Source organism: Xanthomonas sp. CFBP 8445 (genome assembly GCF_025666235.1).
GTDB lineage: Bacteria > Pseudomonadota > Gammaproteobacteria > Xanthomonadales > Xanthomonadaceae > Xanthomonas_A > Xanthomonas_A indica.
Map to the genome: position 1 here is coordinate 3,322,691 of NZ_CP102594.1, position 18,391 is coordinate 3,341,081.

The window sequence follows — 18,391 nt, forward strand, 5'->3', positions numbered from 1 at the left end:
TTCCATGCCATGCGATAATCTCGCGCCCCCAAACACGCCGGCCGCCATGACCACCGCCCTCGTCACCACCGCCCTGCCCTATGCCAACGGACCGCTGCATCTGGGGCATCTGGTCGGCTACATCCAGGCCGACATCTGGGTGCGCGCGCGGCGGCTGCGCGGCGACCGGACCTGGTTCGTATGCGCCGACGACACCCACGGCACGCCGATCATGCTGGCCGCGGAGAAGGCCGGGGTCACCCCGGAAGACTTCATCGCCGCCATCCAGGCCAGCCACGAGCGCGATTTCGCCGCGTTCGGCGTGGCCTTCGACCATTACGACTCCACCAACTCGGACGCCAACCGTGTCCTGACCGAGGCGTTCTACGCCAAGCTCGACGCCGGCGGCCACATCGCGCGGCGCTCGGTGGCGCAGTTCTACGATCCGGCCAAGGGCATGTTCCTGCCCGACCGCTACATCAAGGGCATCTGCCCGAACTGCGGCAGCGCCGACCAGTACGGCGACAACTGCGAGGTCTGCGGCGCCACCTATGCGCCGACCGAACTGAAGGAGCCCAAGTCGGTGATCTCCGGCGCCACGCCGGAGCTGCGCGATTCGGAGCACTTCTTCTTCGAGGTCGGCCGCTTCGACGGCTTCCTGCGCGAATGGCTGGCCGGCGACGTGGCCCTGCCCGGGGTCAAGGCCAAGCTGATGGAATGGCTGGACAGCGAAGGCGGCCTGCGCGCCTGGGACATCTCCCGCGACGCGCCGTACTTCGGCTTCCAGATCCCCGGCCAGCCCGGCAAGTATTTCTACGTGTGGCTGGACGCGCCGATCGGCTACCTGAGCAGCTTCCAGACCCTGTGCGCGAGCCTGGGCGAAGCGTTCGAGCCGCACCTGGCCGCCGGCACCGCCACCGAGCTGCACCACTTCATCGGCAAGGACATCGTCAACTTCCACGGCCTGTTCTGGCCGGCGGTGCTGCACGGCACCGGTCACCGCGCGCCGACCCGGCTGCACGTCAACGGTTACCTGACGGTGGACGGCGCCAAGATGTCCAAGTCGCGCGGCACCTTCGTCATGGCCCGCACCTACCTGGACGTGGGCCTGGAGCCGGAAGCGCTGCGCTACTACTTCGCGGCCAAGTCCTCCGGCGGCGTCGACGATCTGGACCTGAACCTGGGCGACTTCGTGGCGCGGGTCAATGCGGACCTGGTCGGCAAGTTCGTCAACCTGGCCAGCCGCTGCGCGGGTATCGCCAGCAAGGCATTCCATGGACGACTCACGACATCCTCGCTGCAACAGGACCGAATCAAGCAGGTTGTCTCAGCATCCGGCCCTGACTGGCATGCCAAATCGGAGCCAACCGATATCGAAACGGATGCGATTGCCACATTTGTTGCGGTCTCGAACCAAGCAAAAAATGCAACGCAGCATTACGAACGCAACGACTTCGGACGTGTCTGCCGGGAGTTGATGGCCGCTGCAGACGCTGCAAACGAGTTTGTTGCCAGAGCCGCCCCTTGGAGCCTGGCTAAAGACCAAAACCGTTCAGAAGAGCTGCGCATTGTGTTGTATGCGGCCCTGACGATGTTCAGGGACATCACCATTGCCCTTCAGCCAATTCTGCCCAACACGACGAAGCTAGCTCTCCGCTTCCTCAACATGGGGGAAGAGGAAGTACCGTTCGCAAGAATCGGCGATTATCCGCGCTTCCAAGAAATCCAGATCGAAACCTACGCCCCCCTGTTCACCCGTATCGACCCAAAGCTGCTCGACGCCATGACCGACGCCTCCAAGGACACCCTCGCCCCCGCTCCGGCCGCCGCGGCCCCCGCCGCCAAGCAGGAGGCGAAGGCAGTGACGAATCCGCAATCCCCACTCCCCAATTCCAGCGTCATCGGCATCGACGACTTCGCCAAGCTCGACCTGCGCATCGGCAAGGTGCTGGCCTGCGAGTTCGTCGAAGGATCGGACAAGCTGCTGCGCTTCGAACTGGACGCCGGCGAGCTGGGCAAGCGGCAGATCTTCTCCGGCATCCGCGGCAGCTACGGCGAACCGGAGAAGCTGGTCGGCCGCAACGTGGTGTTCATCGCCAACCTGGCCCCGCGCAAGATGCGCTTCGGCCTCAGCGAAGGCATGATCCTGTCGGCCGGCTTCGACGGCGGCGCCCTGGCCCTGCTCGACGCCGACAGCGGCGCGCAACCGGGCATGCCGGTGCGGTAAGGCCGGGATTGGGGAGTCGGGATTGGGGATTGGTTGAGCCACTCTCGGCGCCGATGGGTCCATGACGCGGTGACGAATCCCCAATGCCGAATCCCCAATCCCTCGCTCTATTCGACTTCGACCACACGGTCACAACCACCGACACCTATTCGGGGTTCCTGCGCCGTGTGGCGACGCCGGCGCAACAGGCGACTGCGCGCTGGACGGTCGGACCCTGGCTGGCCGGCTACCGGCTGGGCCTGGTGTCGGCGGCGGCGTTGCGCACGCGGGTCACCCGACTGGTGTTCGCCGGACGCGATGCGGACGACATCGCCCGCCAGGCCGAGCACTATGCGCAGGAGGCGCTGCCGTTGCTGCTGCGGCCGGACATGATGCAGCGGATCGCCTGGCATCAGGCCCAGGGGCACGCCGTGGCGGTGGTGTCCGGCTCGCTGGACCTGTATCTGCGGCCCTGGTGCACGCAACATGGGCTGCACGTGATCTGCAACCGCCTGGATGTGCAGGACGGGCGGCTGACCGGCCGCTATCGCCACGGCGATTGCGGGCCGCGCAAGGCGGCGCTGATCCGCATGCACTACGACCTCGGCGCCTATCAGCGCATCTATGCCTACGGCGACAGCCGCGAGGATCGACCGATGCTGGCACTGGCGCACGAGCGCTGGTACCGCGGGCGCCGGATCGCCTGAGCCGATGACGCTGCGCCAGACACCGCCGCCCCTGCCGTCCGCTGCGCAGCGCGTGGCCGCCTCGGCGGCACGCAGCGACGCCGAAGCGACGCCACCGCGCGACCGCGGCGCGGTCGTCGCCTTGTCGATCGTGGCGCTGGCGATCCTGCTCGGCATCGCATTCGCCGTCAGCGTGTGGGGGTGGCGCATGTACCCCGCGGCGCGCAGCGACGACGCCTGGGTGGCGACGCCGGCGTCGCGCGCCGGTGGCGCCAGGCCCGGCGCGCCGGCCGCCGTCTCCACGCATGCGTCCCCGGACGACGCAACCGTGGTGATCGCCCGGTTCCGCGAGGACGTGCTGCCGACGATCCGGGTCGGCCAGGCCGCGCAGGTGCGCCTGGCCGGTGATGCGGAGAGCGCCTGGGTCGGCCACGTCCAGGCGATCGGCGCCGACACGGACGCGGCGCTCGACACAGCCGCGCAGGCCGGCAACCATGTCCAGCGCGTGCAGCGGCAGCCGGTGCGGATCGTGCTGGACCGTGCCCAGGACGCGCCCGCCACGCCGGAGCCGGGCACCGCGGTCCAGGTCGTGATCGACACCTACAGCGCGCGCTAGGCGCGGGCCGCAGCGGACGCCGCGCTACACTGTGCCGGCTCGCCACGCCGGCGTTTCCGCTCTTTCGCCTCTGCTCCACGCCGTGCGCCGCCGCGCGCCGCCTCCGCCATGACGCCCACCCACGACGCCCTGCTCGAACGTCTCGATCGCCTGCTGCCGCAGACCCAATGCGGCCAGTGCGGGTTCGACGGCTGTCGCCCCTATGCCGAGGCGATGGCCGCCGGCACGGCGCAGGTGGACCGCTGCCCGCCCGGCGGCGATGCCGGCGCGCGCGCCCTGGCGCGGGTGCTCGGGGTGCCTGCCCTGCCCTACGACCGCAGCCGCGGCACGCACGCGCCGCCGCAGGTGGCGTGGGTGGTCGAGGCCGACTGCATCGGCTGCACCAAGTGCATCCAGGCCTGCCCGGTGGACGCCATCGTCGGCGGCGCCAAGCACATGCACACGGTGCTGGCCCCCTTGTGCACCGGCTGCGCGCTGTGCCTGCCAGCCTGCCCGGTGGACTGCATCGTGCTGCGCTGAGACGCCTGCGCAACGCGGCCGCTACCACGGGCGCATCCGGATCGGCGCCGGCCGCGTATGTCCTGGTGTCATCCCACCGGAGCGCCGTGCATGCCGACGTCGACCGCTGCCTTCCCACTCTCCCGACCGCACCTGCCGCTGGCCCTGGCCCTCGGCACCGCCGCCCTGGTCGCTGCGGCGCCGGCCAGGGCCATGCTGCACTACGAGGGCGTCGCCTATGCCGCCGACGGCAAGCAGGTGCTGTATCGCGAAAGCCACTGGGTGCGCGAGGATGGCGCGCGCCTGGTGCTGTACCAGTGCGCCGATGGCGCCGCATTCGCGCGCAAGCGCGTGGACGACGGCAGCGCTGCGCCGGACTTCGAGCTGGTCGATGCGCGCAGCGGCTACCGCGAGGGCGTGCGCCGCAGCGGCAGCGGGCGCGAGATGTTCAGCCAGGCCAAAGGCCAGGCCGAGCGCCGCGCGCCGTTGCCGAAGAGCGACCAGGCGCAGGTGATCGACGCCGGCTTCGACGCCTACCTGCGCCAGCGCTGGGACAGCCTGGGCAGCGGCGCGCCGCAGCGTATCGCCTTCGTGCTGCCCAGCGAACTGCGCACGCTCGACTTCCGCATCACGCCCGGCCCGGCCGATGCGAAGGTGCAGCGCTACACCCTGAGCCTGGCCGCCTGGTACGGCACGCTGCTGCCCGACCTCAGCGTCGCCTACGCACGCCAGGACCGGCGTCTGCTCGAGTTCCGCGGCGTCGGCAACATCCGCGACGCGCGCGGCCGCTACCCGAGCGTGCGCATCGAATTCCCCGAACGCCTGCGCGGCCAGGCCGATGCCGGCGCCTGGGAGCAGGCGCTGCGGCAACCGTTGGTCGCGCAATGCAGCGCGCGCTGAACCGCGCCGCCAGCGCGTTCACGCCGGCCCGCGCCGCACCCGCTACAACCATGCCTGCGCATCGCCCGCGCATCGACGAGGACACCCCATGGCCAAGGCCTATCTGTGGTTCAACGCCGCGCTGTACGCGCTGCTCGCCGTCTGGTGCACGCTGCTGCCGGCGCAGACTGCCGCGGCGGTGGGCTATGTCGGCCTGGACCGGTCCGGCCAGTCCGAATACCTGGTCATCTACGGCGGCCTGCAGTTGGGCATGGCCTTCCTGTTCGGCTACTTCGCCCGCACCGGGCAACTGCGCACCGGCCTGCTCCTGGCGCTGGCGTTCTACGTGCCCATCGTGCTCTACCGCAGCGCCAGCCTGCTGCGGCTGTGGCCGGTGGGCCCGACCACGACCGGCCTGGCCGCGTTCGAGATCGTCCTGCTGCTCGCCGCACTCGTGCTGTGGCGGCGCCAGCGCGCCTGAGCGACGGACGCGGCGAAAGCCTGTAGCATCGCGCCGACCTTCGCCACCGTATCCCGGCATGACCGAGACGCCCGATCACGACGAAGCAGGACAATTGCTGGTCGCCACCGCCAGCGGCGACAGCGCCGCCTTCGAGCGCCTGTACCGCAGCACCTCGTCGCGCCTGTTCGGCGTGTGCCTGCGCATCGTGCCGCAGCGCGGCGAGGCCGAGGACGTGCTGCAGGAAGTGTTCTCCTCGGTCTGGCGCAAGGCCGCGCAATTCGACCCGCAGCGCGCGCGCGGCCTGACCTGGCTGACCATGATCGCGCGCAACAAGGCCATCGACCATCTGCGCGCGCGTGCGCCGGCGCGGCAATCGGTGGCGCTGGACGACGCCGGCGAGCTGCAGGACGAAGGCCGCGATCCGCTCGCCGACACCGAGTGGCGGGTGGCAGGCCGGCGCCTGGACGTGTGCATGGGCGAACTGGAGCCGCCGCGCGGCGAGCTGATCCGTACCGCGTTCTTCGAAGGCATCACCTATGAAGAACTGGCCCATCGCAGCGGCACGCCGCTGGGCACGGTCAAGAGCTGGATCCGCCGCGGCCTGGCCAAACTGAAAGCGTGCCTGGAACGATGAACGCCTCCGTGCCCGATCCGCAGGAAACCCCGCCGCCGCGCGACGTGCTGGCCGGCGAATACGTGCTCGGCGTGCTCGACGCGCAGGAGCGCCGTGCTGCCGAGGCGCGCATCGACAGCGACCATGCATTCGCCGCGGCGGTACTGCAGTGGCAGCAGCACCTGATGCCGCTGGCCGACGAGATCGCGCCGGTGGCGGTGCCCGAGCGCGTGTGGGTGCGCATCCGCGCTTCGCTGGGCCTGGATGCGCCGGCGCCGCGCGCGCGTCCGGCCGCGCCCGGGTTCTGGGACAGCGTGCGGACCTGGCGCTGGCTCAGCACCGGCGGCTTCGCCACCGCCACCGCCTGCCTGCTGGCGCTGCTGCTGGCGCGCGCGCCGGTGCCACCGCCGGCCGCGCAGCCGCCGCCGGTCGCCACCACCACGCCCAAGCCCAGCGGCATCGCGATGACCTCCACGCTGATGCAGGACGACGGCAAGCCCGGCTACGTGGCGCTGATGGACGCCGACAAGCGCAGCATCACCCTCACCCCGCTGGGCGGCACCCGCGACAGTGCCCGCGTGCCCGAACTGTGGCTGATCCCGGCCGACGGCAAGGCGCGCTCGATGGGCGTGTTCGACGAAGCCAAGGCGCGCGTGGCGCGCATCCCCGATGCGCTGATGCCCTTGCTCAGCGACGGCGCGGTGCTGGCGGTGACCATGGAACCGCCCGGCGGCGCGCCCGGCGGCGTGGCCACCGGCCCGGTCGTGGCCAAGGGCGGCATCAGCACGCTGCAGCTGGCGCCGTAGACAAATTGCGGCGGCCCTGCGCCGCCGCATCGCCCGCGCGCGGCCACTTGGCGCGCGTCGCGGCGGCCGCCGACCGCCGCCGCCACGGCGGCCGCGGCGCGTATTCACTTAACCGCTACCGCAGCCTGGGCAGGATACGCGCGCTGTCATGCATGCGCGGTTCCGTCCTGTGTCGCGACACGATCGTCCCCCCCTCGGCGCTGCGATGCGCAGGCGGGGAACACGTGCGCCACGCGCGACGAGCATGCACCACGCGCAGGGGACGGCGCGCGACGCGGGTGCATCCGTCTTCCGGTTTCGCCCGTATCGCTCCCCAAGTCCCCCAATGAGACGCGCTTGTGCCGAGTCCCGTTCCGGAACGCCCGCATTCGACAACGCCGCCTGCGCCGCGTGGCCGCATCCTGCGCACCTTGCGCCGCTGGTTCGACACCAGCGCCGAGATCGAACTGGACCCAGCGCGCGCCGACCGCATCGACTGGCTGCGCGCCGCGCCCTACATCGGCCTGCACCTGGCCTGCCTGGGCGTGTTCTGGGTCGGCGTGTCGTGGTTCGCCGTGGGCATGGCGGTGGCGATGTATGCGGTGCGCATGTTCGCGCTCACCGGCTTCTACCACCGCTATTTCGCCCACCGCGCGTTCAAGACCTCGCGCCCGGTGCAGTTCCTGTTCGCCGCGATCGGCGCCACCTGCGTGCAGCGCGGGCCGCTGTGGTGGGCCGCGCACCACCGCAACCACCATCGCCACACCGACACCCCGGCCGATCCGCATTCGCCACGCCAGCACGGCTTCTGGTGGAGCCATAGCGGCTGGTTCCTGACCCCGCGCGGCTTCCGCACCGATTGGGACGCGATCCCGGACCTGCGTCGCTTCCCCGAACTGCGCTTCCTCGATCGCTTCGACCTGCTGCTGCCGGTGCTGCTGGCGCTGGCGCTGTTCCTGCTCGGCGAGTGGCTGCAGCAGCACGTGCCGCAGCTCGGCACCGATGGACCGCAGTTGCTGGTGTGGGGCTTCTTCGTCTCCACCGTGGCGCTGTTCCATGCCACCTTCACCATCAACTCGCTGGCGCACCGTTTCGGCAGCCGCCGCTTCGACACCCGCGACGACAGCCGCAACAACCTGTGGCTGGCGCTGCTGACCTTCGGCGAAGGCTGGCACAACAACCACCATTTCTTCCCCGGCGCCGCGCGCCAGGGTTTCCGCTGGTGGGAGCTGGACCTGACCTGGTACGGACTGAAGGCGCTGTCGTGGACCCGGGTGATCCGCGAGCTCAAACCGGTGCCGGCCGGGCTGCTGCGCGCACAGGCGCGTGCCCGATGAGCCGGATCGCGGTGGTGGGCTCGGGGATCGCCGGCCTCGGCGCGGCGTGGTTGCTGTCGCAGCGCCACGAGGTGACGCTGTACGAGGCGGCCGATTATCTCGGCGGCCACACCCACACCCATGCGATCGAACTGGACGGTGTGGAGTACGCGGTGGACAGCGGCTTCATCGTGTTCAATCCGCAGCACTACCCGCTGCTGAGCGCGCTGTTCGCGCGGCTCGGGGTGGAGTCGCAGCCGACCACGATGAGTTTCTCGGTACACGAGCAGCGCACCGGGCTGGAATACAACGCCGGCACCCTCGGCGGCCTGTTCTGCCAGCGCCGCAACCTGCTGTCGCCGCGCTTCTGGCGGATGCTGCGCGACCTGCGGCGGTTCTACCGGGAGGCGCCGCAGGTGCTGCACGACGCCACGCTGGCGCAGCTGACGCTGGGTGAATTCCTGCAGCGCCACGGCTACTCCGAAGTGTTCCGCGACGCGCACCTGGTGCCGATGGCCTCGGCGCTGTGGTCCTCGCCCTCGCGGCAGATCCTCGACTTCCCGATGCGCCAGTTGATCGGCTTCATGGCCAACCACCACATGCTGCAGGTCAGCGGCCGCCCGCAGTGGCGGGTGGTGCGCGGCGGCTCCAACAGCTACGTGCGCGCGCTGCGCAGCCGCTGGCGCGTGCGCGAGCGGCTGGGCACGCCGGTGCGCGCGATCCAGCGGACCGCGCACGGCAGCGTCGCCATCGCCTGCGACGCCGACACCCAGCAGTACGACCACGCGGTGCTGGCCTGCCACGCAGACGATGCGCTGCGCCTGCTCACCGATCCCAGCGACGCCGAAACCGCGATCCTCGGCGCGATCGGCTACCAGGACAACGAGACCGTACTGCACACCGATGCGCGCGTGCTGCCGCGCGACCGCCGCGCCTGGGCCGCCTGGAACGCGCACGTGCCGGCCGATCCGGACGCATCGTGCACGGTGAGCTACTGGATGAACGCACTGCAGTCGCTGCAGGCGCCGCAGCCGTTCATCGTCAGCCTCAACCGCAGCGATGCGATCGACCCGGCCAAGGTGCTGCGGCGCATGCGCTATCGGCATCCGCTGCAGACCCAGGCATCGGTGGCGGCGCAGGCGCGCAAGGGCGAGATCCAGGGCCAGCGCAACACCTGGTTCGCCGGCGCCGGCTGGGGCTTCGGCTTCCACGAGGACGGCCTGCGCAGCGCGGTCGACGTGGCCGCCGCGCTGGGGGTACCCTGGTCATGACCGTGCTGCGCCGCGCTGCCGTGTCCGCCCCGCCGGCTGGCGCCGTCTCGACAACGTCGGCGGCGGCGGGCACGACCTTGCACGGCCTGCACAGCGCGGTGTACACCGGCTGGGTGCGGCATCGCCGCTATGCGCCGAAAGCCCTGGCGTTCCGCTATCCGCTGTTCCTGCTGTACCTGGACCTGGACGAACTGGAGCAGGTGTTCGCGCGGCGCTGGCTGTGGTCGGTGAACCGGCGCAACCTGGCCGAATTCCGCCGCAGCGACTACCTGGGCGATCCCGCGCAACCACTGGACGAGGCAGTGCGCGACCGCGTGCAGCAACACACCGGCGAGCGCCCGCTGGGGCCGGTGCGCATGCTCACCCACCTGCGCTACTTCGGCCACTGCTTCAATCCGGTCACGTTCTACTACTGCCACGACGCGCAGCAGCGCCTGCACAGCATCGTCGCCGAGATCACCAACACGCCATGGCGGCAGCGCCACGCCTACGTGCTGCCGATGGCCGAGGCGCGCAGTCACGGCGCCACGCATGCCTGGCGCTTCGCCAAGCGCTTCCATGTCTCGCCGTTCATGGCCATGGCGCACACCTACGCCTGGCGCTTCAGCGAACCCGGCGCGCAACTGCGCGTGCACATGGACGTGCTCGATCCCGCGCCGGCGACGACGCGGCGGCGCTTCGACGCCACCCTGGTGCTGCAGCGCCGCGCCCTCGGCGGCGCCAACCTGGCGCAGGCGCTGCTGCGCTATCCGGCGATGACCCTGCAGGTCATGGCCAAGATCCACTGGCAGGCGCTGCGGCTGTGGCTGCGCGGCAACCCGGTGCACGACCATCCCGATCATTCCCTTCCGCGAGAACGCCGATGAACGCTCCGCACGCGCCCTCTTCCGACGCCGCGCTGACCCCGGCCGCACCGCCGGTGCGCGGTCTCGATCGCCTGCTGCGGCAGCGCCTGCTCGCCACGCTCGATGGCCTGCACGATGGCCAGCTGCGGATCGAGGAGGCCGGCACGCTGACCACACTGGGCGATGCCAGCGCCGGCGCCAACGCGTTGCAGGCGCATCTGCGCATCCACGACCCGCGCTTCTACCGCCAGGCCGCGCTCAACGGCAGCGTCGGCGTCGGCGAGGCGTACATGGACGGGCTGTGGGACTGCGACGACCTGGTCGCGCTGGTGCGCCTGCTGGTGCGCAACCGCGACCGCCTGGACGCGATGGAGACCGGCCTGGCCCGGCTCGGCGGCCTGGCGATGCGCGGCCTGCACGCGTTCGCGCGCAACACCCGCGCCGGCAGCCGCCGCAACATCGCCGCGCACTACGACCTGGGCAACCAACTGTTCGAGCTGTTCCTGGATCGCAACCTGATGTATTCCTCGGCGATCTTCCGCGATGCCGACGCCGCCTTGGGCGAGGCGGCGCTGGAGCGCGCGGCCGAGCGCAAGCTGCAGCGCATCTGCGCCAAGCTCGATCTGCAGCCGCACCATCATCTGGTCGAGATCGGCACCGGCTGGGGCGGTTTCGCGCTGCATGCGGCCAAGCACCACGGCTGCCGCGTCACCACCACCACCATCTCGCGCGAGCAGTACGAGCTGGCCCGGCAGCGCATCGCCGCCGCCGGGCTGTCGGACCGGGTCGAGGTGCTGCTGCGCGATTACCGCGATCTCGATGGTCGCTACGATCGCCTGGTCTCGATCGAGATGATCGAGGCGATCGGCCATCAGTACCTGGATACCTACTTCGGCAAGGTCGGCAGCCTGCTCAAGGACGACGGCCAGGCGCTGATCCAGGCCATCACCATCGAGGATCACCGCTACGCGCAGGCGCTCAAGTCGGTGGACTTCATCAAGCGCCACATCTTCCCGGGCAGCTTCATTCCCTCGGTGGCGGCGATGACCGGCGCGATCGGCCGCGCCAGCGACCTGCGCCTGTTCAATCTGGAAGACATCGGCCCCAGCTACGCGCTGACCCTGCGCGCCTGGCGCGAGCGCTTCATGGCCAAACTGCCGCAGGTGCGCGCGCTCGGCTACGACGAACGCTTCATCCGCATGTGGGAGTTCTATCTGGCCTACTGCGAGGGCGGCTTCCTGGAGCGCTCGATCGGCGACGTGCACCTGTGGCTGAGCAAGCCACGCGCGCGGCCGGCGCAGTTCGCTCCCGCGCTGGCGGGCGACGCATGAGCAAGCTGATCAACTACCTGGCCCTGCAGGGGCTGTGGCTGGCCGCGGTGGTCGGCGCCGCGCACGGGCTGGCCTGGGCCGGCCCGGCGGCGCTGGCGCTGTTCGCGCTGTACCAGTTGCAGCGGCGCCGTCGCGCCCGCGGCGACGCCACGCTGATCGCCCTGGCGCTGCCCCTGGGCGCCGGCGTGGATGCCGCGATGCGCGCCGGCGACTGGGTGCGCTATGCCGCCGCGCCGCCGGCGCCGTGGCCGCCGCTGTGGATCCTGGCGCTGTGGGCCGGCTTCGCGCTAACCTTCCAGCATTCGCTGGCGTGGGTGATGCGCCATCCCTGGCGCGCGGCGCTGTTCGGCGCCACCGCCGGTCCGCTGGGCTATGTGTTGGCCGCGCGCGGCTGGCAGGCAGTGACCCTGACCGAGCCATTGCCGCAGGCGCTGCTGGCGCTGGCGCTGGGCTGGGCCGCGGCACTGACCCTGCTGAGCCTGGCGATGCGTCGCCTGACGTCCCCAACGCCAGCGATGCCGGCAACCGGAGCGATGCGATGAACGCCTGGCCGCTGCTGCATGTGGGCGTGTTCACCGTGCTGGTCATGCTCGCCGGCTGGGCCTGGCAGCGACACACCCGCAACGCCGGCGTGGTCGACGTGCTGTGGTCGGCGTGCATGGCGCTGACCGCGGTGTACTGCGCCTGGCGTGCCGACGGCGCGTTGCTGCCGCGCGTGCTGACCGCCGTGCTGGGCGGGCTGTGGGGCGCACGCCTGGCCTGGCACCTGGGCGTGCGCGTATTCGGCGATGCGCACGAGGACGGCCGCTATCGCGCCCTGCGCGAGCACTGGCACGGCGACCAGCGCAAGTTCCTGGCGTTCTTCCTCGGCCAGGCGCTGGTAGTGCTGGCGTTCGCGGTGCCGCTGTCGGTGGCCGCGCACAATCCGCAGCCGCAATGGAGCGTGTGGACCACGCTGGCGCTGGCGACCTGGCTGATCGCGGTCGGCGGGGAAAGCCTGGCCGACCGGCAACTGGCCGCGTTCCGCGCCGACCCGGCCAACAAGGGCACCACCTGCCGCCACGGCCTGTGGCGCTATTCGCGGCATCCGAACTACTTCTTCGAATTCGTGCACTGGTTCGCCTACGTGTTCCTGGCGGTGGGCAGCGGCGCGCTGTGGGTCGGCGTGGCCGCGCTGGGACCGCTGCTGATGTTCGCCTTCCTGTACCGCGTCACCGGCATTCCCTACACCGAACAGCAGGCCCTGCGCTCGCGTGGGCGCGACTACGCCGACTACCAGCGCAGCACCAGCGCCTTCTTCCCCATGCCGCCGCGGCACTGAGCCGCGCCAGGAGATCCGCCGATGTCCAGCACCTTCGCCACCTCTTCCCCGCCCGCCGCGCCGGCCGAGCCGCTGGCCACGCGCCTGGCCGAATCCGGCCTGCTGCCCGACGCCGTGCTGCGCGCGGCCATGCGCCGACTGTGCGCGCAACGCCTGCGCGACGAGCGCGCCGGCGGCGCCGACGCGGCCTGGGAACGCCAGCGCCTGCTGATCGAATCGCTGCGCGAGAGCGCCATCGCCATCGAGACCGACGCGGCCAACCGCCAGCACTACGAAGTGCCGCCGCGGTTCTTCGAGCTGTGCCTGGGCAAGCGCCTGAAGTACAGCAGCTGTTACTGGGACGCGAGCACGCCCGACCTGGACGCGGCCGAAGAACGCATGCTGCAGCTGTACGGCGAACGCGCGCAGTTGCGCGATGGCCAGCGCATCCTCGAGTTGGGCTGCGGCTGGGGCTCGCTGACCTTGTGGATGGCCGAGCAGTTCCCCGGCGCGCGCATCACCGCGGTGTCCAACTCGCGGCCGCAGCGCGAGCACATCGAAGCGCAGTGCCGCGCGCGCGGGCTCAGCAATGTCAAGGTGATCACCCACGACGCCAACACCCTGACCCTGCCGACCGAGAGCTACGACCGCGTGGTCTCGATCGAGATGTTCGAGCACATGCGCAACTACCGCGAACTGCTCAAGCGGGTCGGCCACTGGCTGGTGCCGGGCGGGCGGCTGTTCGTGCACATCTTCTGCCATCGCGACCTGGCCTACCCGTTCGAGGTGCAGGGCGAGGACAACTGGATGGGCCGGCACTTCTTCACCGGCGGCCTGATGCCGGCGGCCGACACCCTGCTGCAGTTTCAGGACGACCTGGCGATCGAACGCCGCTGGCTGCTGTCCGGCCAGCACTACGAGAAGACCGCCAACGCCTGGCTGCACAACCAGGACCGCCACCGCGATGCGCTGATGCCGGTGCTGCAGGCCACCTACGGCGCCGACGCCAAGATCTGGTGGCAGCGCTGGCGCATGTTCTGGATGGCCTGCGCGGAACTGTTCGGCTACGAACAGGGCCAGCAGTGGGGCGTGGCGCATTACCGGTTCGTGCGGCGCTGAGGCGCTCGGGTGCTGGGATTGGGGAGTCGGGATTGGGGATTGGCAAGGGCGGCTCGCTGCCGCCTGATCGTCTGCGCGTAGGAGCGGCTTCAGCCGCGAGGGGCGTTACCGGTCATGCCTGTCGCGGCTGAAGCCGCTCCTACGAGGATCAGGGGTGCGCCAGCGAGACCGGGATGGGCGAGACGAATCCCCACTCCCGAATCCCCAATCCCGGCCGCTCAAGCGGCCGCGGTAATGACGATCTCGATCTTCCAGGCCGGGTCGGCCAGCTTGGCCTGCACGGTGGCGCGGGCCGGGGTGTTGCCCGGGCTGACCCACTCTTCCCAGACCTTGTTCATCTCGGCGAACTCGGCCAGGTCGGTCATGAAGATCTCCGCGCGCAGGATCCGGCTCTTGTCGGTGGCGGCGAGCGCCAGCAGGCGGTCGATCGCCGCCAGCACCTGGCGGGTCTGGCCGGCGATGTCTTCGCTGGTGTCGTCGGCGATCTGCCCGGCCAGATAGGCCACGCCGTTGTACACGGTCATCTCCGACATCCGCGGGCCGGTATCGAAACGCTGGATCATGATGCGCTGTCCTGTAGTGGGAAGACCGCGCCATTGTCGCGCGATTGCGCCGCGCGTGCAGGCGCCGGCCGCCACAGCCGATACGCCACCGGCAACAGCCAGGCCAGGATCAGCACGATCGCCAGCTTCTGGGTCAGCCCGCGCGGCGGCGCGCGCCACAGCACATGCACCCACAAGGCCACGAACGCCAGCACTGCCAGCAGCAACAACGGCCCGGCGCGGCGCTGCCACGCCTGCTGCCGGCGCAGCCAGGCGCTCTGCAGCAGCATTGCCGTGGTCGCGCACAGGAACGCGGTCTGCGCGGATAGCCCGTGCACCAGCGGCGCCAGCAGCGGTGCGCGCTGCGGCAGGTAGCTGTCGCCGACCGCGACGCCGCACAATCCCAGCGCAGCACCATAGAACAGCAGCACCGGTGCGCCGCTGCGCGCGCGTGGCGGCGCTTGCGCGTACAGGCCGGCCGCCAAGGCCATCACAGCCGCTGCCAGCAGGACGTAGACAGTGCGCAACAGCAGGCCGCCCGGCCCATGGAGGTATTGGCTGAGCGTGGCCTGCTGCCAGTGCAGATCGGTGCGCACGACCTGCAGCGCCAACGCCACGCCGAGGAACAGCAGCGCCAGCAGCAGCGCGGCGGCACCGGCCGGGCGCGGCCAGTGCGGCGGCGCGGGAAAGGGAGATGCGGACAGCGGCATCGACAGGCTCCGGAACAACTCAGACCATGGCCGCAACCGCCGGCCGCGGCCCCTGCCGCGGTCCCGACGCCGTGGCGACGTACGATTCCACTATCATGCGCGTCGCCGGCGCGGCCGGTATAGCCTAGAACGTGTGATGCACGGTGAGAGGAGCGGCATGGGTAGTGGAGGATGCGGTACGTGCACGGCGTGGTGCTGCCCGGGATGGCGCCAAGCCACCCCGTACAGGGCCGGGTTCGCGCCGTTGATCGCGCTTCTGTCGGGACGTGCTGCCTTGCGTGGCCCGAAGGGTGCGCGGCGTGCCGGGCAACCTGCGTTGCTCCGGCGCACCACACACCTTGCCGCCGCCCCCTGTTCGCCGCTCCCTCCATGTTCGTAACACGCTCTCATCCAACCGGTATCGCGATGGTCTCTCTTCGTTCCGCCTGCAGTTCCGCTCCGGCCTCGTCGCGCATCGCGTGCCGCGGGTCGTGGCACCTTGCCGCTCGCCCGCAATGACCGACGCCGCGCCCTCCGCTCCCGCGTCCACTCCCGGCTGGCGCCGTGCGCTGCCGGTGCTGGCCAGCCTGGCGATCCTGGCCCTGGCGCTGCATGCGCTGGCCACGGAGTTCAGCACCCATGGCTACAGTGCGATCCGTCACGCGTTCAACCAGCTGAGCCTCAGCCAGATCGTGCTGACCCTGCTGCTGGGCCTGAGCAGCTACGCCTGCCTGATCGGCTTCGATGCCGTCGGCCTGCGCCGCAGCGGGCGCAAGCTGCATCCGATGCGGATCAGCATCACCGCGTTCCTGGCGCATGCGGTCGGGCAGACCCTGGGCTTCGCCGCGCTGACCGGTGGCGCGGTGCGTCTGCGCGGTTACGGCCGGGTCGGACTGAGCCTGGCCGAGATCGGCCAGGTGGTGCTGATGAGCACGCTCGGCTTCGTGTTCGGCGCCTGGCTGTTGCTGGCGCTGGCCCTGACCCTGGAACCGGCCGCAGCGGCGCTGGCGCTGCCGGTCGGCGCGACCGCAGTGCGCGCCATCGGCATCGCGTTGCTGGTGGGCTTCGCCGCGATGCTGCTGCTGGCCGGCCGCGACGGCCGCACGCTGCGCTGGCGCAGCCACGAACTGTGGCTGCCGGACCGGCGCACCACCCTGGGCGTGACCGCGCTGAGCGTGGTCGAGCTGGGCCTGGCCAGCGCCGCGTTCTACGTGCTGCTGCCCAACGAATCGGGCATCGAATACATCGGCTTCGTCGGCCTGTACCTGGTCGCGGTGGTGGCCGGGCTGGTCTCGACCGTGCCGGCCGGCCTGGGCGTGTTCGAGTGGAGCCTGCTCAAGCTGCTGCCCGGCGTGGCGCCGGCGGCGGTGCTGGCGGCGGCGCTGATCTACCGCATTACCTACTACGTGGTGCCGCTGCTGCTGTCGGTGCTGATGGCGTCGCTGTCCGGCCTGCGCCGGCCGCTGGCCGCCAGTGCCGGCGGAGTGCGCGTGGCCTGGCGCACGCTGCGCCCGTGGTTGCCGCAGATCATCGCCCTGGCGGTGTTCGCGGTCGGCGCGGCACTGGTCATCGACGGCACCCTACCCACGCCCAAGCGCCGCCAGGACATGGCGCCGCTGTCGATCATGGAGACCTCGCACCTGCTGGCCAGCCTCGGCGGCGTGGTGCTGCTGCTGATCGGCCAGGGCCTGCAGCGGCGCAGCCATGCGGCCTGGGTGCTGGCGATCGGCATCTGCGTGCTGCTGCCGCTGCCGGCCTGGCTGCGCGGCGGCCACGTCTCGGTGGCGCTGTCCTCGCTGGTGGTGGCGGTCGGCCTGTGGGGCGCGCGCCGCGAGTTCTACCGCGAAGGCGCGCTGCTCGACGAGGCCTGGTCGTGGCCGTGGCTGCGCAACCTCGGCCTGGTGCTGATCGCCACGATCTGGCTGCTGTTCTTCGTCTACAGCCACGTCGAATACCAGAACGAGCTGTGGTGGGAGTTCGCCACCTCGGCCAACGCGCCGCGCGCGCTGCGCGCGGTGCTGCTGGTCAGCGTGGCGGTGGTGGTGTTCGGGATGGCGCGGCTGCTGCACAGCACCCGCTCGCCGTTGCCGCCGGCCGATGGCGCGCAGCTGGACGCGCTGGCGCCGGTGCTGGCCCAGGCCACCGATACCCAGGCCTGCCTGGTGCTGACCGGCGACAAGGCCCTGCTGCAAGCAGAAGAAGGCCCCGGCTTCGTGATGATGCAGCGCTACGGCGGCTCGCTGGTGGCGATGGGCGACCCGGTCGGCGCACCGGAGGTGGCGCGGGCGCTGATCTGGCGCTTCCGCGAGGAAGCCGACCGCATGGGCCTGCGCCCGGTGTTCTACCAGGTCGGCGAGCAGCACTGGCAGACCTACCTGGACCTGGGCCTGACCCTGGTCAAGCTCGGCGAGGAGGCGATGGTGTCGCTGGAGGGCTTCCACCTGGAAGGCCGCGACCGCGCCGACCTGCGCCAGGCCTGGAACCGCGGCAAACGCAGCGGGCTGAGCTTCCGCATCGTCGAAGCCGACGCGGTGGACGCGCTGATGCCGGTGCTGGCCGAGGTCTCGCAGCAATGGCTGGAAGACAAGGCGGGCGCCGAAAAGGGCTTCTCGCTGGGTAGTTTCGACCCGGCCTACCTGCGCCGCTTCCCGATCGCGCTGGTGGAGTTCGAAGGCAAGGTCGTGGCCTTCGCCAACCTGTGGCAGGCCCCGGCCGGACACGAGCTGTCGGTGGACCTGATGCGGCATATCGCCGATGCGCCGAAGGGCACTATGGATTTCCTGTTCATCGAGCTGTTCCTGTGGGGCCGCGACCAGGGCTACAAGCGCTTCTCGCTGGGCATGGCGCCGCTGTCGGGCCTGGCCCAGCACCGCCTGGCCGGCCGCTGGAACCGCTTCGGCAACCTGATCGTGCGCCACGGCGAACGCTTCTACGGCTTCACCGGCCTGCGCCGCTTCAAGTCCAAGTTCGCCCCCACCTGGCGCACCCGCTATCTCGCCGCCCCCGGCGGCATGCACCTGCCGGCCGCCCTGCTGGACGTGACCCGGCTGATCTCGCTGGATCCGCGCAAACCGGAGTGAGGCCGGGATTGGCGATTGGCCTGGCTATCCCTTTTCCGGGGCATTGCAAGGCTTCGCGCCGTACCCGCATCCGCCCCTTCGGGGCACCTTCCCCCGAAAAGGGGGCCGTCGTCCCGGTGGGAGAAGGAACAGCAAAGCCCCTCCCCCCCCGGGGCGACAGGGTGGGCTTGCGC

17 protein-coding genes and 1 pseudogene are annotated in these 18,391 nt (G+C 70.7%); 16 read left to right on the forward strand and 2 right to left on the reverse strand.

The features are described 5' to 3' along the window. The first annotated feature begins 46 nt into the window (after nucleotides 1–46). The 15 genes and pseudogenes from metG (at nucleotide 47) to NUG21_RS14175 (ending at nucleotide 13,907) form a co-directional block, all read left to right on the forward strand. Nucleotides 47–2,206, forward strand: coding sequence for a methionine--tRNA ligase (metG, locus tag NUG21_RS14105; RefSeq protein WP_263391192.1), 2,160 nt, complete (start codon nucleotides 47–49; stop codon nucleotides 2,204–2,206). 83 nt (nucleotides 2,207–2,289) lie between these two features. Beyond that, on the forward strand, nucleotides 2,290–2,892 hold the full coding sequence (locus NUG21_RS14110; protein ID WP_263391193.1) for an HAD family hydrolase: 603 nt from the start codon (nucleotides 2,290–2,292) through the stop codon (nucleotides 2,890–2,892). A gap of 4 nt (nucleotides 2,893–2,896) precedes the next feature. Then, complete coding sequence (locus NUG21_RS14115) at nucleotides 2,897–3,487, forward strand: HlyD family secretion protein (protein ID WP_263391194.1); 591 nt, start codon at nucleotides 2,897–2,899, stop codon at nucleotides 3,485–3,487. Nucleotides 3,488–3,595: 108 nt separating this feature from the next. Continuing rightward, the gene (gene rnfB / locus NUG21_RS14120) at nucleotides 3,596–4,006 is read left to right on the forward strand and encodes an Rnf electron transport complex subunit RnfB (RefSeq protein ID WP_160948003.1); all 411 of its coding nucleotides are present in this window, start codon (nucleotides 3,596–3,598) and stop codon (nucleotides 4,004–4,006) included. A 90-nt stretch (nucleotides 4,007–4,096) separates the two neighbouring features. After that, nucleotides 4,097–4,885, forward strand: coding sequence for a hypothetical protein (locus NUG21_RS14125; protein WP_263391195.1), 789 nt, complete (start codon nucleotides 4,097–4,099; stop codon nucleotides 4,883–4,885). Nucleotides 4,886–4,973: 88 nt separating this feature from the next. After that, nucleotides 4,974–5,345, forward strand: a complete 372-nt coding sequence (locus NUG21_RS14130) for a DUF4345 domain-containing protein (protein ID WP_263391196.1) — start codon at nucleotides 4,974–4,976, stop codon at nucleotides 5,343–5,345. Between the two features lie 58 nt (nucleotides 5,346–5,403). Next, entirely contained in the window at nucleotides 5,404–5,961 is a 558-nt protein-coding gene (locus tag NUG21_RS14135; protein WP_160948006.1) for a sigma-70 family RNA polymerase sigma factor, read from the forward strand. Beyond that, complete coding sequence (locus NUG21_RS14140) at nucleotides 5,958–6,746, forward strand: anti-sigma factor (protein ID WP_263391197.1); 789 nt, start codon at nucleotides 5,958–5,960, stop codon at nucleotides 6,744–6,746. Before NUG21_RS14135 ends, NUG21_RS14140 begins: the two co-directional genes overlap by 4 nt. Before the next feature lie 338 nt (nucleotides 6,747–7,084). Next, entirely contained in the window at nucleotides 7,085–8,062 is a 978-nt protein-coding gene (locus NUG21_RS14145; protein WP_242156620.1) for an acyl-CoA desaturase, read from the forward strand. Then, the gene (locus NUG21_RS14150; protein WP_263391198.1) at nucleotides 8,059–9,312 is read left to right on the forward strand and encodes an NAD(P)/FAD-dependent oxidoreductase; all 1,254 of its coding nucleotides are present in this window, start codon (nucleotides 8,059–8,061) and stop codon (nucleotides 9,310–9,312) included. Before NUG21_RS14145 ends, NUG21_RS14150 begins: the two co-directional genes overlap by 4 nt. Before the next feature lie 86 nt (nucleotides 9,313–9,398). Continuing rightward, a pseudogene (locus NUG21_RS14155) lies at nucleotides 9,399–10,178 on the forward strand (DUF1365 domain-containing protein); the annotation flags it as partial. Further along, nucleotides 10,175–11,488, forward strand: a complete 1,314-nt coding sequence (locus NUG21_RS14160; protein WP_263391200.1) for an SAM-dependent methyltransferase — start codon at nucleotides 10,175–10,177, stop codon at nucleotides 11,486–11,488. The pseudogene NUG21_RS14155 and the gene NUG21_RS14160, both read left to right, overlap by 4 nt. After that, complete coding sequence (locus NUG21_RS14165) at nucleotides 11,485–12,030, forward strand: DUF2878 domain-containing protein (protein WP_263391201.1); 546 nt, start codon at nucleotides 11,485–11,487, stop codon at nucleotides 12,028–12,030. The genes NUG21_RS14160 and NUG21_RS14165 overlap by 4 nt, the downstream gene beginning before the upstream one ends. Continuing rightward, nucleotides 12,027–12,809 (forward strand): DUF1295 domain-containing protein, encoded by a 783-nt coding sequence (locus tag NUG21_RS14170; protein WP_242082121.1) that lies wholly within the window; start codon nucleotides 12,027–12,029, stop codon nucleotides 12,807–12,809. The genes NUG21_RS14165 and NUG21_RS14170 overlap by 4 nt, the downstream gene beginning before the upstream one ends. A 21-nt stretch (nucleotides 12,810–12,830) precedes the next feature. Next, nucleotides 12,831–13,907: an SAM-dependent methyltransferase gene (locus NUG21_RS14175; protein WP_160948013.1), complete on the forward strand. Its 1,077-nt coding sequence runs from the start codon at nucleotides 12,831–12,833 to the stop codon at nucleotides 13,905–13,907. 218 nt (nucleotides 13,908–14,125) lie between these two features. On the opposite strand, the gene NUG21_RS14180 is transcribed toward NUG21_RS14175, so the two are convergent. Next, nucleotides 14,126–14,470 carry a RidA family protein gene (locus NUG21_RS14180; RefSeq protein WP_017910151.1) on the reverse strand — a complete coding sequence of 115 codons (345 nt, stop codon included), beginning with the start codon at nucleotides 14,468–14,470 and terminating at the stop codon, nucleotides 14,126–14,128. Continuing rightward, entirely contained in the window at nucleotides 14,467–15,159 is a 693-nt protein-coding gene (locus NUG21_RS14185; protein ID WP_263391202.1) for a DUF998 domain-containing protein, read from the reverse strand. Before NUG21_RS14185 ends, NUG21_RS14180 begins: the two co-directional genes overlap by 4 nt. 494 nt (nucleotides 15,160–15,653) lie before the next feature. On the opposite strand from NUG21_RS14185, the gene mprF reads away from it, so the two are divergent. Further along, the gene (gene mprF, locus NUG21_RS14190) at nucleotides 15,654–18,218 is read left to right on the forward strand and encodes a bifunctional lysylphosphatidylglycerol flippase/synthetase MprF (RefSeq protein ID WP_263391203.1); all 2,565 of its coding nucleotides are present in this window, start codon (nucleotides 15,654–15,656) and stop codon (nucleotides 18,216–18,218) included. Nucleotides 18,219–18,391: the final 173 nt, after the last annotated feature.